This is a genomic window from Streptomyces sp. NPDC048506 (assembly GCF_040651315.1).
Classification (GTDB): Bacteria; Actinomycetota; Actinomycetes; order Streptomycetales; family Streptomycetaceae; genus Streptomyces.
In genome coordinates this window covers 13,370-28,123 of record NZ_JBEZIX010000085.1, presented here as the reverse complement: position 1 = coordinate 28,123, position 14,754 = coordinate 13,370, and the positions used below count along the sequence as shown (strand labels likewise).

General features: G+C 70.6%; 9 protein-coding genes and 1 pseudogene. 4 read left to right on the top strand and 6 right to left on the bottom strand.

What is annotated here, in order from left to right; genetic code table 11:
- Positions 1–105: pseudogene (locus tag AB0C96_RS40840) on the top strand (ABC transporter ATP-binding protein); the annotation flags it as partial.
- A gap of 99 nt (positions 106–204) precedes the next feature.
- Here AB0C96_RS40840 and AB0C96_RS40835 read toward each other — a convergent pair.
- The 3 genes from AB0C96_RS40835 to AB0C96_RS40825 form a co-directional block, all read right to left on the bottom strand.
- Positions 205–5,172 carry an NAD-glutamate dehydrogenase gene (locus tag AB0C96_RS40835; protein ID WP_362925104.1) on the bottom strand — a complete coding sequence of 1,656 codons (4,968 nt, stop codon included), beginning with the start codon at positions 5,170–5,172 and terminating at the stop codon, positions 205–207.
- Between the two features lie 585 nt (positions 5,173–5,757).
- Positions 5,758–6,429 (bottom strand): HAD family hydrolase, encoded by a 672-nt coding sequence (locus AB0C96_RS40830; RefSeq protein WP_362925102.1) that lies wholly within the window; start codon positions 6,427–6,429, stop codon positions 5,758–5,760.
- Between the two features lie 124 nt (positions 6,430–6,553).
- Positions 6,554–7,060 carry a hypothetical protein gene (locus AB0C96_RS40825; RefSeq protein ID WP_362925101.1) on the bottom strand — a complete coding sequence of 169 codons (507 nt, stop codon included), beginning with the start codon at positions 7,058–7,060 and terminating at the stop codon, positions 6,554–6,556.
- A gap of 290 nt (positions 7,061–7,350) precedes the next feature.
- Between AB0C96_RS40825 and AB0C96_RS40820 the strand changes: the two genes are divergently transcribed.
- Entirely contained in the window at positions 7,351–7,905 is a 555-nt protein-coding gene (locus tag AB0C96_RS40820) for an Rv3235 family protein (RefSeq protein ID WP_362925099.1), read from the top strand.
- 101 nt (positions 7,906–8,006) lie between these two features.
- On the opposite strand, the gene secA is transcribed toward AB0C96_RS40820, so the two are convergent.
- Positions 8,007–10,823, bottom strand: a complete 2,817-nt coding sequence (gene secA / locus AB0C96_RS40815) for a preprotein translocase subunit SecA (protein ID WP_362925098.1) — start codon at positions 10,821–10,823, stop codon at positions 8,007–8,009.
- Positions 10,824–11,075: 252 nt separating this feature from the next.
- On the opposite strand from secA, the gene AB0C96_RS40810 reads away from it, so the two are divergent.
- Both AB0C96_RS40810 and AB0C96_RS40805 read left to right on the top strand, forming a co-directional pair.
- Positions 11,076–11,690 (top strand): GNAT family N-acetyltransferase, encoded by a 615-nt coding sequence (locus tag AB0C96_RS40810; RefSeq protein WP_362925096.1) that lies wholly within the window; start codon positions 11,076–11,078, stop codon positions 11,688–11,690.
- An 85-nt stretch (positions 11,691–11,775) separates the two neighbouring features.
- Positions 11,776–12,969: a crosslink repair DNA glycosylase YcaQ family protein gene (locus AB0C96_RS40805; protein ID WP_362925094.1), complete on the top strand. Its 1,194-nt coding sequence runs from the start codon at positions 11,776–11,778 to the stop codon at positions 12,967–12,969.
- Positions 12,970–13,052: 83 nt separating this feature from the next.
- On the opposite strand, the gene AB0C96_RS40800 is transcribed toward AB0C96_RS40805, so the two are convergent.
- A complete protein-coding gene (locus AB0C96_RS40800) occupies positions 13,053–13,805 on the bottom strand; it encodes a response regulator transcription factor (RefSeq protein WP_362925092.1) in 753 nt (250 codons plus the stop codon).
- A gap of 233 nt (positions 13,806–14,038) precedes the next feature.
- Positions 14,039–14,725: a ribosome-associated translation inhibitor RaiA gene (raiA, locus tag AB0C96_RS40795; protein WP_362925091.1), complete on the bottom strand. Its 687-nt coding sequence runs from the start codon at positions 14,723–14,725 to the stop codon at positions 14,039–14,041.
- Positions 14,726–14,754: the final 29 nt, after the last annotated feature.

The window sequence follows — 14,754 nt, the reverse complement described above, 5'->3', positions numbered from 1 at the left end:
CGCGACACCTGCGACCGCGTGCTGTGGCTGGAGCGCGGCGAGTTGCTGATGGACGGCCCGACCGACGAGGTCATCAAGGCCTACGAGAAGGAGACCGGCAAGTGAGCCGGACGGGCGGGTAGCCGCACACGACGCGGACCGGCACCGGAACGGGGACGGCCCCGGAAGCCTGCGCTTCCGGGGCCGTCTGCCGTGTGGGGCACGTCAGCTGTGCGTGCGCAGCAGCGTCCGCATGGTCCGCATGGCGACGGACAGGTTCGCCAGGTCGAACCCCTCCGACCCGTGGATCTCCTCCAGCGTCGCCCGCGCACGGCTCAGGATCGCCGCGTTCGCCTGCTCCCAGGCCTTGAACCGCTGCTCCGGCGTCGCGGAGCCGTTGCCCGCCGACAGCACGTCCGCGGTCAGCGCCGCGTGCGCCGCGAAGAGGTCCTCGCGGATCGAGGCCCGGGCCATCGACTGCCAGCGGTCGTTGCGCGGCAACTCCAGGATGCGGTCGAGGAGTTGGTTGATCCGCAGCCGGTCACCCAGGTCGTAGTAGACCTCGGCGACGGCCAGCGGCTCCTTGCCCATGCGGTCGGCGACGGCGACGATGTCCAGCGCCGGGAAGACCGACGAGAAGCCGGACACCTGGACGGCCAGCGTCTCGGGGACGCCCGCACCGGTCAGCTCCTCCAGGATCGTCTGGAACCACTCCAGGTCACCGCCCTGAAGCAGCTTCGGCAGCTCCGCCCAGACCTGCCCGACCCGCTCGGTGAAGAAGTCGATGGTCTCCGACAGCTCCAGCGGCTGCCGGCGGTTGTTGAGCAGCCAGCGGGTGCCGCGCTCGACCAGCCGGCGCGAGTGCAGCCGGATCCGGGTCTGCACATCGGCCGCGACCACGTTGTCGAGGGCCTCGACGTCGTCCCAGACCTGGTTGAGCCCGAAGATCGCACGGGCCGCGGTGTGCGCCCGGACGACCTCTTCCAGGGAGGCCCCGGTCTCCTCCCGCATCCGGTGCAGGAAGCTCGTACCACCGGTGTTGACGGTGTCGTTGACCAGCACCGTCGTGACGATCTCGCGCCGCAGCGCGTGCCCGTCGACCTGCTCGGGGAAGCGGTCGTGGAGCGCCGAGGGGAAGTAGGCGTGCAGCAGCCGTTCCAGGTACCGATCGTCCGGCAGCTGCGTCTGGATCAGCGCATCGGCCACCGTGATCTTGGTGTACGCCAGGAGCACCGCGGTCTCGGGCTGGGTCAGTCCACGGCCGGCGTTCAGGCGCTCCCGGATCTGCCGGTCGGTGGGCAGGAACTCCAGCGCCCGGTCGAGGTCGCCGTCGCGCACCAGGCGCCGCATGAACCGCTGCTGGGCGTGGAGCATGCTGGAGGACTGGGCGAGGGCCAGGGCCAGCGCGGTGTTCTGCGCGTAGTTGTTGCGCAGCACCAGCGCGCCGACCTCGTCGGTCATCTCGGCCAGCAGCTTGTTGCGCTGCTTGACCGTCATGTCCCCGTTGGCGACCACGGCGTTGAGCAGGATCTTGATGTTGACCTCGTGGTCGGAGGTGTCCACACCGGCGCTGTTGTCGATCGCATCGGTGTTGATCTTCCCGCCGGCCATGGCGAACTCGATCCGGCCCAGCTGGGTCAGGCCCAGGTTGCCGCCCTCGCCGACGACCTTGACCCGAAGGTCCTCGCCGTTGACCCGGATCGCATCGTTGGCCTTGTCGCCCACATCGGCGTTGGACTCCGCGGAGGCCTTCACATACGTGCCGATACCGCCGTTCCACAGCAGGTCGACCGGCGCCTTGAAGATGGCCCGCATCAGATCGGCCGGGGTCATCTTCTTCACGCCGGCCTCGATGCCGAGGGCGGCCCGCACCTGCGCGTTGATCGGAATGGACTTGGCCGCGCGGGAGTGGACACCACCGCCCTGCGAGAGCAGCTCGGTGTCGTAGTCCGCCCAGGACGAGCGGGGCAGCTCGAAGAGCCGGCGCCGCTCGGCGTACGAGGTCGCCGCGTCCGGGTTGGGGTCGAGGAAGATGTGCCGGTGGTCGAAGGCGGCGACCAGCCGGATGTGCTCGCTGAGCAGCATGCCGTTGCCGAAGACGTCACCGGACATGTCGCCGACGCCGACGACGGTGAAGTCCTGGGTCTGGGTGTCGTGCCCCAGCTCGCGGAAGTGCCGCTTGACCGACTCCCAGGCGCCGCGGGCGGTGATGCCCATGCCCTTGTGGTCGTAGCCGGCGCTGCCGCCGGAGGCGAAGGCGTCACCGAGCCAGAAGCCGTACGACTCGGCGACCTCGTTGGCGATGTCCGAGAACGTCGCGGTGCCCTTGTCGGCGGCGACGACCAGGTAGGTGTCGTCCTCGTCGTGGCGGACGACGTTCTTCGGCGGGACGACCTCGCCGCCGACGAGGTTGTCGGTGATGTCCAGCAGACCGGAGATGAAGGTCTTGTAGCAGGCGATGCCCTCGGCCAGCCACGCGTCCCGGTCCAGCGACGGATCCGGCAGCTGCTTGCCGACGAAGCCGCCCTTGGCGCCGACCGGAACGATGACGGTGTTCTTGACCATCTGCGCCTTGACCAGGCCGAGGATCTCCGTACGGAAGTCCTCCCGGCGGTCCGACCAGCGCAGACCACCGCGTGCGACCTTGCCGAAGCGCAGGTGGACGCCCTCGACGCGGGGCGAGTACACGAAGATCTCGTACGCCGGGCGGGGCGCCGGCAGATCGGGGATGGCCTGCGGGTCCAGCTTGATGGACAGGTAGCCGTGCGGCTCGCCCCGGCCGTTCTTCTGGTAGTGGTTGGTGCGCAGCGTCGCCTTGATGACGGTGAGGAAGGACCGCAGGATCCGGTCCTCGTCCAGGGACGCGACCTGGTCCAGGGCGCCGTCCAGCTCCTCCAGCAGCCCGTCCGTCAGCTCCCTGCCCGCGCTCTGCCGCTCCGGGGACATCCGTGCCTCGAAGAGCGAGACCAGCAGCCGGGTGGTGTGGACGTTGTTGGAGAGGGTGTCCTCCATGTACGTCTGGCTGAACGTCGAGCCTGCCTGCCGCAGGTACTTGGCGTAGGCCCGCAGCACCATCGCCTGGCGCCAGTTGAGGCCGGCCCGCAGCACCAGCTTGTTGAAGTTGTCGCTCTCGGCGGCGCCGGTCCACACCGCGGTGAAGGCGTCCTGGAAGCGGTCGCGGGCGTCGTCGCCCTTGACGTGCTCCGGCATCCGCAGCCCGAAGTCGTAGATCCAGGCGACGGAGGAGTCGGCGCAGCGCAGCTCGTGCGGGCGCTCGTCGATGACCTCGACGCCCAGGCGGTTCAGACCGGGCAGCACACGGGACAGCGAGACCTGCTCGCCCCTGCGGTAGATCTTGAAGCGGCGCTCGCCGGGGCCGGCGCCGACCGGCTCGTAGAGGCTGACCGAGAAGTCCTCGCCCGGCTCCGCGGTGAGCTTCTCCAGGTGCTGGATGTCGGCGACCGCGCTGCGCGGGCTGTTGTCGGCCTTGTAGCCCTCGGGGAAGGCGTGGCCGTAGCGGCGCAACAGCTCGGCCGCGCGCTCCTCGCCCAACTCGGCGATCAACGCCTCGGCGAAGCCGTCGGCCCAGGAGCGGGCGGCCTCCACCAGCCGGGCCTCGATGCGGTCGACATCGGCGTCGGTGAGGTCCGGCAGGGCGGATCCGGGCGCGACGCGGATGACGAAGTGCAGCCGGGAGAGGACCGACTCGGTGTTCCAGGCCGTGAAGTCGACGCTGGTGCCGCCCAGCTCCTCCTTGAGGATGTCGATCAGGCGCAGCCGGACGGCGGTGGTGTAGCGGTCGCGCGGGAGGTAGACCAGCGCGGAGTAGTAGCGGCCGTACTCGTCCTGGCGGAGGTAGAGCCGCAGCCGGCGGCGCTCTTGGAGGTACAGCACGCTGGTGGCGATGGGGCGCAGCTCGTCGGCCGGCGTCTGGAAGAGCTCGTCGCGCGGGTAGGTCTCCAGGATCTGGAGCAGGTCACGGCCGTCGTGGCTGTCCGGGCTGAAGCCCGCGCCCTCCAGGACCTCGGCGACCTTGCGGCGGATCACCGGCACCCGGCGCACGGACTCGGTGTACGCGGCCGAGGAGAACAGCCCCAGGAAGCGCCGTTCCCCGATGACGTTGCCCTGCTCGTCGAACTTCTTCACCCCGACGTAGTCGAGGTAGGAGGGGCGGTGGACGGTGGCGCGGCTGTTGGCCTTGGTCAGGATGAGCAGCTTGTGCTCACGGGCCTTGGCGCGGGCGTCGGCGGGCAGCCGGTTGAAGGACGGCGAGACGGGGTGGCCGGCGTCGCTCTCGCGGTGCGGCGGGTCGGACCGCAGGATGCCCAGGCCGGTGCCGGGCACGGCGGTCAGCACGTCCTCCTGGGAGCCGCCCTCACCGGGCGCGGAGCCGAGCTCGTACTCGCGGTAGCCGATGAAGGTGAAGTGGTCGTCGGAGAGCCACCGCAGCAGCTCCTGGGCCTCCTCGACCTCCATCTCGCGCAGGTCGCCGGCGAGCGGCTCGGACGACAGGCCCTCGCCGATGCGCAGCGCGGCGGCGCGCATCTTCTCCCAGTCCTCGACGGCCTCGCGGACGTCGGAGAGCACCCGGAGCAGATCGGCGGTGATCTGCTTGAGGTCCTCGCGGTCGGTCTCGCGGTCGGTCTCGACGTGGATCCAGGACTCGGTCACCGCGTCGAGGGGCAGCTCGGCGGCCTTGCCCTTGCCCTTGCCGCCGTTGCCGTGCAGGTCGCCGTTGGTGTCGAGGACCTCGATGAGCTTTCCGGTGACGTCACGGCGGACGATCATCTGCGGGTGGATCACGAGGTGGATGCCCCGGCCCTGCCGGGAGAGCTCGTTGGTGACCGAGTCGACCAGGAACGGCATGTCGTCGGTGACGACCTCGACGACGGAGTGGCTGGAGGTCCAGCCGTTCTCCTCGACGGTCGGCGTGTGCACCCGGACGTTGGCGGTGCCCTGCGGGCGCATCTCCGCGAGGCGGTAGTGCGAGAGCGCAGCGCCGAAGACGTCGACCGGGTCGCGGTCGATCAGGTCCTCGGGAGCGGTGTGCAGGCAGTAGCGCTGGAGGTATCCCGCGAGGGTGTCCGGGTCGAGCCCGCGTACCAGGTGCTTGCCCCCCGCCGGGCTGCTTTCAACGACCCGGGCGGCCCTGGCGAGCAGCTCGGCTTTGGCTTCGTCCAGCTTGGTCTGCATGTCCTCTGGCTCCTGTCGCGCGCCGTTGCGTGACGTTGTGGAAATACGTGAAAAATGGGGCAAGAACTGCGGAAGCCGCACAACGCCCTTGCGACGCGGGGTGTCCTGTCGCTGTCGACGTTATGCCGCGATGAGGGAGGGCCGGGCCACTGTGGACAACCTGTGACGATGTCGACATGGAGTGGTGGCCTCGAAGACCAGCAGCCGCCCGGTCACGGTCGTGCCCCGGGCGCACGGCAGGGGCCTCGATGCCCCCGCGGGTTATCGCGCTGATCACGCTGCAAGGCTATCGCTCTCTCCGGGGGTGCCGTCATGGGCCGTCTACGTACAAAACCCCGGTTCGAACTTAGACCTTCTGGACAACGTTGCGCCCGGGTGGCGTATGCGTGCTGGTCAGACGGCACCGCTCCAGGGACGGCAGACGACCAGCCGCTTATGGACTGCTGCGGCCAGCGTGCCGTGGAGCCGTCCTGGGGCGTGTCGCGCGGGGCCACACGCGGACCGGGGCGGGCCGCGGGAGACGTCCGCCCCAGGGCCTGTCCGACGGGTCAGACCCTGGCCACGGTCTGTCCGATGCGTCAGGCCCTAGACGACTATCTCGCCGGCGAGCTGGACCGCCTCCGCGAGGCTGTCCACCACCGGAACCCCCGGCACCCCGCCGGCCTCCAGACTCCGGCGGCTGTGCGATCCGCCCGAGTAGAGCACCGCGTGCGCTCCCGCGTCCTGCGCGGCCACCGCATCGTCCACGGCGTCCCCCACCACGACCGTGCGCCCCGGCTCCACGTGCGCCATCGCCGCCAGGTGCCGCACCATCTGCGCGCCCTTCGTGCCCCCGGACGGCCCGGTCCGGCCCTCCACTCGCACAAACCGCGACTCGATCCCGAAGCCGCGGACGAGCGGCACCAGTTCGTCGTGCCCGAACATGCTGAGGATCGACTGGCTCCGGCCGGCCGCCTGCCACTCCTCCAGGAGCAGGTCGACGCCCTCGGCGAGCCCGCAGCCCAGCCGGTGCTCGCTGTAGTGCCGGTGGAACGCCTCGTCCATCACCAGCCACTCCTCGTCCGTCGGCAGCCGCCCCATCAGCCGCTCGTAGAACCGCGGCACGGGCACGCAGTACAGCTCCCGGTACATCTCCAGGGTGATCGACGCCAGCCCGATCTCCTCGAAGGCGGCGTTGGTCGCCCCGATGACGGCGTCGATGTCGTGGAACAGGGTGCCGTTCCAGTCCCAGACGATGTGTGTGGCGTGCTTCCCCATGCGGTTCCCCAGGTCGTTGCCCGTGCGTTTCCCCTCGGACACAACGTACCCGCAGCCACTGACAACGCAGCCGGACCGGCGGGCACCCGCCCCTGGCCGGCCCAACCCGGCGCCGGCCGGTTCCTCACCCGATCAGTTCGGTGATCTCCTGCACCCCGAACCACATCAGGTCGTGGTCCTCGGCGCCGTCGACGGTGAACTGGGCGTCGTCATCGCCCTGATCGGCCGCCCCGAGCGCGGCCGCGGCAGCCGCGACGTCCGGCTCCGCCTCCGCGGCGTCGACATGCACCGCCGCCGCCTTCGACAGCGGCACCGGCCCGGCGAGGCGCACCTCGCCCAGCGCCGACTCGTCGAGGCCGCGGTCCGGGTCGGCCACCGCCGCGCCGTCCGCCACGTCCACGGCCACCACCACCCGGCGCCGGGCGTCCTGCGGGTTACCGGCCAGCAGCCGCAGCGAGGCCTGGGCCGCGCGGTTCAGCGCCGCGTACTCCAGCTCCTCGATGTCGTCGGAGACGTACCACTCGCGCAGCGCGGGCGTGACCGCATACGCCCCCAGGGGGCCGGGTCCCAGCTCGCCGTTCTTGTGCGCCTCTGCGAGACCGGAGAGGGTCAGGGGGACATAGACGCGCATGGCAGCCGCTTCCGCTCACTTCGCTCGACTCTGACGATTGTCCCCGCCAGCATACGGGCGTGCGTCCCCCATCGTGCCGTCCGCGGGGTCCACGGCACCCGTTCCCCGGGCCCGCCCCGCACCCCGCCGCAAGGCCTCAACTCGGGCCCGCGCCACGGAAGGGTGAACTCTGCGCACCCCTCCCCACCGCGCGTGCGCGCCTTGCCGCCGCCCCGGCCGGGTCGATACGAACGTCCCCACCACAAAGCTACCGCCCGGTAATCACCGGGCCCGGAACGACGGGGGCGACCATGACCGTGACCGACGAGACCGACCCGACCGTTCCCCGGCCCCGGCGGCCCGCCACCACCCGTCGCCCCCTCGGGCCGGCCGGCCGCGGCCCCGGATCCACCGGCCGCGGCCCCACCCGCACCGCCCCGCGCCGCGACCGCCTCGGCGCCCCCGGCGCCCCTTTGCCGACCGTCGGGGCGCAGCGCCGGGCGCAGCAGAACCGTCCGCACCTCTGGTTCGCCCACCAACTGGTGCTCACCCTCAGCGGACAGCGGCCCGTCCACGCGCTGCTGGGCCACGCCCTGCCGGCCGCCTACGACCGGCTGGCCGAGCTGGCCCCACAGGCGCCGCTGCGGCCGCTGCCCGGACCGGGCGGACACGGCGCCCTCCCGGCCGTCCGCGAGTGCGGGCTGTGCCGGCCGCGCAGCGGGGTCATCGAGGCCTTCGCCCGGATCACGGCGGGCGAACGCCTGCGGGCGCTCGCCTTCCGCCTGGAGCTGGGCGCCGACTCCCGGTGGCGCTGCGCGGCGCTGGACATCGGCCCCACCCCGGCCGCTCAGGCCCCGGCCCGGTGAACCCGCCCCGGACACACGGGCGCCCCGGCCGTACACCGGCCGGGGCGCCCGCGTCACGCGGCCCCGGCGCCTTCCGCCGGGCCCGCGTCACCGCTCGCTGCTCACTTCTTGCGGCGACGACCGCCGCTCTTCTGGGCCTTGCGACGCTCCGCACGGGTCAGCCCGTCCGCCTCGGAGCGGGCCGGGCCGGCCTCCTCGTCGCTGACGAAGTCGCCCTCGACGACGCTGCCGTCGCCGTCCACCTTGGGCGCGGTGAAGTGCAGCCGGTCCGGCCGCTGCGGCGCCTCCAGGCCCTTGGCGTGGATCTCCGGGCGCCCCGCACCGGCGGGCACGGCCTCCTGCGCGGGCTGCTCCGCGGCCTCCTCCACCGGGACCTCCTCGACCTGCTGCTCCACCTGGACCTCCAGGTTGAACAGGTAGCCGACGGACTCCTCCTTGATGCCCTCCATCATCGCGGTGAACATGTCGAAGCCCTCGCGCTGGTACTCGACCAGCGGGTCCTTCTGGGCCATCGCCCGCAGGCCGATGCCCTCCTGGAGGTAGTCCATCTCGTAGAGGTGCTCACGCCACTTGCGGTCCAGGACGGACAGCACGACCCGGCGCTCCAGCTCACGCATCACGTCCGAGCTGAGCTGCGCCTCACGGGCCGCGTACTGCTCGTGGATGTCGTCCTTGGCGGCGTCGGCGATGAACTCGGCGGTGATGCCCGCGCGGTCGCCGGCCTCCTCCTCCAGGTCCTCGACGGTCACCGTCACCGGGTAGAGCTGCTTGAACGCGCCCCACAGACGGTCCAGGTCCCACTCCTCGGCGAAGCCCTCGACGGTCTCCGCCTGGATGTAGGCGTCGATGGTGTCTTCCATGAAGTGCTTGATCTGCTCCTGGAGGTCCTCGCCCTCCAGGACGCGACGGCGCTCGCCGTAGATGACCTCACGCTGCCGGTTGAGCACCTCGTCGTACTTCAGGACGTTCTTCCGCGTCTCGAAGTTCTGCTGCTCGACCTGCGACTGGGCGGAGGCGATCGCCCGGGTCACCATCTTGTTCTCGATCGGGACGTCGTCCGGCACGTTGGCCATCGCCATGACCCGTTCGACCATCTGGGCCTTGAACAGCCGCATCAGGTCGTCGCCCAGGGAGAGGTAGAACCGCGACTCACCGGGGTCGCCCTGACGGCCGGAACGACCGCGCAGCTGGTTGTCGATCCGGCGCGACTCGTGCCGCTCCGTGCCGAGCACGTACAGCCCGCCGAGCTCCTTGACCTCCTCGAACTCCGCCTTGACCGCGGCCTCGGCGCGCTCCAGGGCGGCCGGCAGCGCGGCCGCCCACTCCTCGACGTGCTCGACCGGGTCCAGCCCCATCTCGCGCAGCTCGGCCTCGGCCAGCGTGTCGGGGTTGCCGCCCAGCTTGATGTCCGTACCGCGGCCGGCCATGTTCGTGGCGACCGTGACCGAGCCCTTGCGGCCCGCCTGGGCGACGATCGACGCCTCCCGGTCGTGCTGCTTGGCGTTGAGCACCTCGTGCCGCACACCGCGCTTGTTGAGCTGCTGGGAGAGGTACTCGGACTTCTCCACGGACGTCGTGCCGACCAGGATCGGCTGGCCCTTGCCGTGCTTCTCGACGATGTCCTCGACGACCGCGTCGAACTTCGCCGGCTCGGTGCGGTAGATCAGGTCCGCCTGGTCCTTGCGGATCATCGGGCGGTTCGTCGGGATCGGAACGACGCCGAGCTTGTAGATCTGGTGGAACTCGGCGGCCTCGGTCATGGCCGTACCGGTCATGCCGGAGAGCTTGTCGTAGAGGCGGAAGAAGTTCTGGAGGGTGATCGTGGCGAGCGTCTGGTTCTCGTCCTTGATCTCCACCCCCTCCTTCGCCTCGATCGCCTGGTGCATGCCCTCGTTGTAGCGGCGGCCGGCGAGGATACGACCGGTGTGCTCGTCGACGATCATGACCTCGCCGTCGATGACGACGTAGTCCTTGTCGTTCTTGAACAGCTCCTTGGCCTTGATCGCGTTGTTGAGGTAACCGACCAGCGGAGTGTTGACGGACTCGTACAGGTTGTCGATGCCCAGCCAGTCCTCGACCTTGCTGACACCGGACTCGTGGATGCCGACCGTGCGCTTCTTCTCGTCGACGTCGTAGTCGCCGGTCTCCTCGACGCCGCGCTGCGGGTTGGACGGCTCGCCCCTCTTCAGGCGCTGCACCAACTTGGCGAAGTCGCCGTACCACTTGGTGGCCGAGTCCGCCGGGCCGGAGATGATCAGCGGCGTACGGGCCTCGTCGACGAGGATCGAGTCGACCTCGTCGACGACCGCGAAGTTATGGCCCCGCTGGACGAGTTCGTCCTGCGACCAGGCCATGTTGTCACGCAGGTAGTCGAAGCCGAACTCGTTGTTCGTGCCGTACGTGATGTCGCAGTTGTACTGATCGCGACGCTGGGCCGGCGTCATGTCGGCGAGGATGCAACCGACCGACAGCCCCAGGAACTTGTGGACCCGGCCCATCATCTCGGAGTCGCGCTCGGCCAGGTAGTCGTTCACCGTGATCAGGTGGACGCCCTTGCCGGACAGCGCGTTGAGGTACGCCGGGAGGGTGCCGACCAGGGTCTTGCCCTCACCGGTCTTCATCTCGGCCACATACCCCAGGTGAAGGGCCGCGCCGCCCATCAGCTGGACGTCGTAGTGCCGCTGGCCGAGCACGCGCTTGGCGGCCTCACGGACCGTGGCGAACGCCTCGGGGAGCAGGTCGTCGAGGCTCTCGCCGTCCGCGTAGCGCTCCTTGTACTCGTCCGTGAGCGCCCGCAGCTCGGCGTCGGAGAGGGCCGCGAAGTCCTCCTCGATGGAGTTGACCTGGCCCGCGATGCGGTGCAGTTTGCGCAGGATCTTTCCTTCGCCTGCACGCATGATCTTCGTCAAGACGGACACTTGGGCTGGTCTCCTTGCCGGTCGGGCCTGCACGGTCGAGTGCGCGGGCGCGGCATTTTTCCAAGGGGGCAGGCCCCGCCGCAACGGCCATCGTAAAGGAGGACGCCGCCGAGCCGGGAGGTCCGCCGCAGCGAAGCCCCACTGTCCCCTCCTCACGTGAACGCACGAGGCCGCGAGAAGGTGCCGGGCAGGTGCCGGGAATCACGCCGAAAACCCTTCGCAGCTCTTTGCGCGACCTTGCAGACTCACCCCATGAAGCCCGTCACCCTCACCACCGAGCGCCTCCTCCTGCGGCCCTTCGAACCCTCCGACGCGCCGGCGGTGCACGCCGCCTGCCAGGAGCCCGACATCCCGCGCTGGACGAGCGTGCCCTCGCCGTACACCCTCCAGGAAGCGGAGCGGTTCGTCGGCACGGTCGTTCCCGAGGGCTGGCGCGACGACACCACCTACAACTTCGCCGTCGTCTCCAAGGCGGACGGCTCCCTCGTCGGCGCGATGGGCCTGGTACGCCTCACCCAGCTGCACACCCCCGAACGCCAGGCCGAACTGGGCTACTGGACCGCCAAGGAGCAGCGCGGCCAGCGGTACACCGTCGAGGCGGCCCGTGCGGTGCTGCGCTGGGCCTTCCAGGAGCTGGGCGTGGAGCGGCTGGAGTGGCTCGCGGAGGCCGGCAACGACGGGTCCTGGGCGGTCGCCCGCAAGCTCGGCTTCCAACGGGAGGGCACCCTGCGCGCCAAGCTGGTGCAGGAGGGCGCCCGCCGGGACGTATGGATCGGCTCCCTGCTCCCCTCCGACCTGCCCGACGCCCCCGCCCCGACCCGCGCGCCGGCCACGGACCGGACGCCCTACCTGCCCTACCCCGGCTGAGCCGCCCGCGCCCCGCGCCCTGGGCCCGACCGGCCCGGCGGCCGGCCCGGGGCCGTTGTCAGTGCCCGCCCCTACGCTGACCCGCATGACCGCCGTGACGCAGCCACCGTCCTCACCAAGGCCCGTGACCACCCTCTCCCGGGACGACGCCCGGCGCCTGGCGCTGCGTGCCCAGGGCCTGCTCGGCGCCCCGGACCGCCGGGCGGGCGTGCGCGGCGTGCTGCGGCATCTGGGCGCGGTGCAGCTGGACACGATCTCGGTGCTGGCCCGCTCCCACGAGCTGGTCCCCTACGCCCGCCTCGGCGCCGTCGGTCGCCCGGCCGTCGAGTCCGCCTACTGGGCCGACGGGCACAGCTTCGAATACTGGTCGCACGCGGCCTGCATCCTGCCCATCGAGGAGTGGCCGCACTTCGCCTTCCGCCGCCGCGCCCGGCGCGCCAAGGGCCGCCGCTGGCACGTCATGGAGGACTCCGAGCGGTCCTGCGCCGCCGTCCTGGACCGGCTCACCGCCGACGGCCCGCTGACCACGTCGGAGCTGGGTGGCGGGCGCAACGGGGGAGAGTGGTGGGACTGGTCCGAGACCAAGATCGCGGTGGAGTGGCTGCTGGACACCGGCGAGGTGGTCTGCACCCGGCGGCGCGCCTGGAAGCGCGTGTACGACCTCGCCGAGCGTGCGGTGCCGCAGGAACTGCTGCACGACGACCTGGACGACTCCGAGTGCATCCGCCGGCTGGTCGCCCAGGCCGGCGCCGCCATGGGGGTCGCCACCCGCGCCGACCTGGCCGACTACCACCGGTTGAAGGGCGAACAGGTCGAGGCCGTGATCGCCGACTCCGGTCTGGTCCCGGTCGAGGTCGAGGGCTGGGGCAAGCCGGCCTGGGCCGACCCCGCCGCGCTGGCCGACGCGCCCCGCGGCCGGCACCGCACGACGCTGCTCTCGCCCTTCGACTCCCTGATCTGGGACCGACCGCGCACGGAGCGGATCTTCGACTTCACCCACCGCCTGGAGGCGTACGTCCCGCGTCCCCGGCGGATACACGGCTACTTCGCGATGCCCCTGCTCGCCGGCGGCCGGCTGGTGGGGCGGGTGGACCCGGCCCGCGAGGGCACCACCCTCGTCGCCCGCCAGGTCTCGATGCAGAACCACAAGGCCGTCGCGCCGATGGCCCAGGCCCTCCTGGAGGCCGCGACCTGGGTCGGCTGCGACAGCGTCCGCGTGGAGCGCTGCGACGACCCGAAGCTGGCCGCCGCCCTGGTCGCGGAGCTGCGGCAGGGCTGAGCGGACGGAACGGCGACGCCATGCGGCCGGGCGACCGGAACGGCGTCGCTCATGCGGCCGAGCGACCGGAAACGCCCGGTCGCTCAGCGGATCTCCAGGATCTTCTCCCGCATCGCGTACACCACCGCCTCCATCCGGGAGTGCAGCTGTAGCTTCTCCAGGATGTTGCGGACGTGGTTCTTCACCGTGTTCTCGGAGATGAAGAGTTCCTTGGCGATGTCGCGGTTGTTCATGCCCGTGGCGACCAGCTTGAGGACCTCCAGCTCACGGTCGGTGAGCCGGGGCGCGGGCACCAGCCTGCGCTCGTCCGTGCGCTGGATCATCGACTTGAACTCCGTCAGGAGCTTGGAGGCCATCGACGGGCTGATCTGCGACTGACCGTCCGCGACGGCCCGGATCGCGGTCGCCACCTCGTCGGTGGAGATCTCCTTGAGGAGGTAACCGGTGGCGCCGGCCTTGATCGCGTCGTAGAGATCCGCCTCCTCGTCGCTGATCGTCAACATGATGATCTTCGCGCTGGGGGCCACCTCCTTGATGGAGGTACACGCCTCGATCCCGCCGCGCTTGGGCATCCGTACGTCCATCAGCACGATGTCGGGCAGCAGGTCCGCGGCCTTGTCGACCGCCTCCGCGCCGTCCCCCGCCTCGCCGACGACCTGGATGTCCTCTTCCTGGGCCAGAACGATCTCCAGGCCGCGCCGGAAAAGCGCGTGATCATCCACCACCAGGACCCGGATCGGTTCCTTGCGCGGCACGCTCACGGACCGGTCGTCGCCCCCGGCACCGTTTTCGTGATCGTCCGCGTCACCGCGCACGGGCCCAAAACTGTCCCCCATTGATCCTCCCCGTCAACTACTCGGCCGAAAGGCCAGAGCTTGGAAATAAGGCTGGTTGACAACAGCCCCCTGCGGCCAGCCCGATCAATGCCATACGACCGTCTCCCCGGCATGTCGCCGTTTCGTGCCCACATACTCCCTGGCTGGCACAAACACTATACGGCTTCAACTCCTGCTTTCCGCGGGCACGATGGTGCCCCCGGCGTGCGCCGGGGGCACCGAGCGGGTGGGGTTCAGCCGCCCAGCGCGCCGCCTGCGCCGCCGGGCTCCTCCTCCCCGAACGAATCGGGGTTCAAGTGGATGACGCCATAGTCGTATGCGTGCCGCCGGTAGACGACACTGGGGAGCTTGGTGTCGGCGTCGACGAAGAGGTAGAAGTCGTGCCCGACCAACTCCATCTCGTTGAGCGCCTGGTCGAGCGACATCGGTGCGGCCGAGTGGGTCTTCTCCCGGACGACCAGGGGCCCTTCACCCTGGACGTCGATCGACCCCATCCTCGTGGTCGGCACCTTCTGTTCAGCTTCGGCGGCGAGTTCCCCGTTGGGGGTCAGGCTCGCGGCGTCGGGTACGGCGACCGCGACTTCACTCGCCGGGATGCGGCCGTTGCCGCGACGCGAGAACCGCTTGTCGTGCTGCTTCCGCAGGCGCGCCTCCAGCTTGGCGGTGGCCAGGTCCAGCGCGGCGTACGGGTCTGCTGCGGCCGCCTCGGCCCGGACCACCGGGCCACGGGAGCGGAGCGTGATCTCCACTCGGTCGGAACGGTCGGCCTGCCGCGGGTTGTGCTCCTTGGACACCTCGACGTCCAGGCTGATCACCTTGGCGTCGAGCTTCTGGACTTTCTCCAGCTTCAGCTTCTCGGCCACGTGCTTGCGGAACCGCTCGGGCACCTCGGTCTTGCGGCCCTTCACGACGATGTCCACGCAGAACTCCGTTCCCGGATCGCTCCGCT

What these genes read in the sequence shown, in the direction of transcription:
- AB0C96_RS40835 (WP_362925104.1), bottom strand. Translation starts at nt 5,172, where the DNA reads ATGCAGACCAAGCTGGACGAAGCCAAAGCCGAGCTGCTCGCCAGGGCC.
- AB0C96_RS40830 (WP_362925102.1), bottom strand. Translation starts at nt 6,429, where the DNA reads ATGGGGAAGCACGCCACACACATCGTCTGGGACTGGAACGGCACCCTG.
- AB0C96_RS40825 (WP_362925101.1), bottom strand. Translation starts at nt 7,060, where the DNA reads ATGCGCGTCTATGTCCCCCTGACCCTCTCCGGTCTCGCAGAGGCGCAC.
- AB0C96_RS40820 (WP_362925099.1), top strand. Translation starts at nt 7,351, where the DNA reads ATGACCGTGACCGACGAGACCGACCCGACCGTTCCCCGGCCCCGGCGG.
- AB0C96_RS40810 (WP_362925096.1), top strand. Translation starts at nt 11,076, where the DNA reads ATGAAGCCCGTCACCCTCACCACCGAGCGCCTCCTCCTGCGGCCCTTC.
- AB0C96_RS40805 (WP_362925094.1), top strand. Translation starts at nt 11,776, where the DNA reads ATGACCGCCGTGACGCAGCCACCGTCCTCACCAAGGCCCGTGACCACC.
- AB0C96_RS40800 (WP_362925092.1), bottom strand. Translation starts at nt 13,805, where the DNA reads ATGGGGGACAGTTTTGGGCCCGTGCGCGGTGACGCGGACGATCACGAA.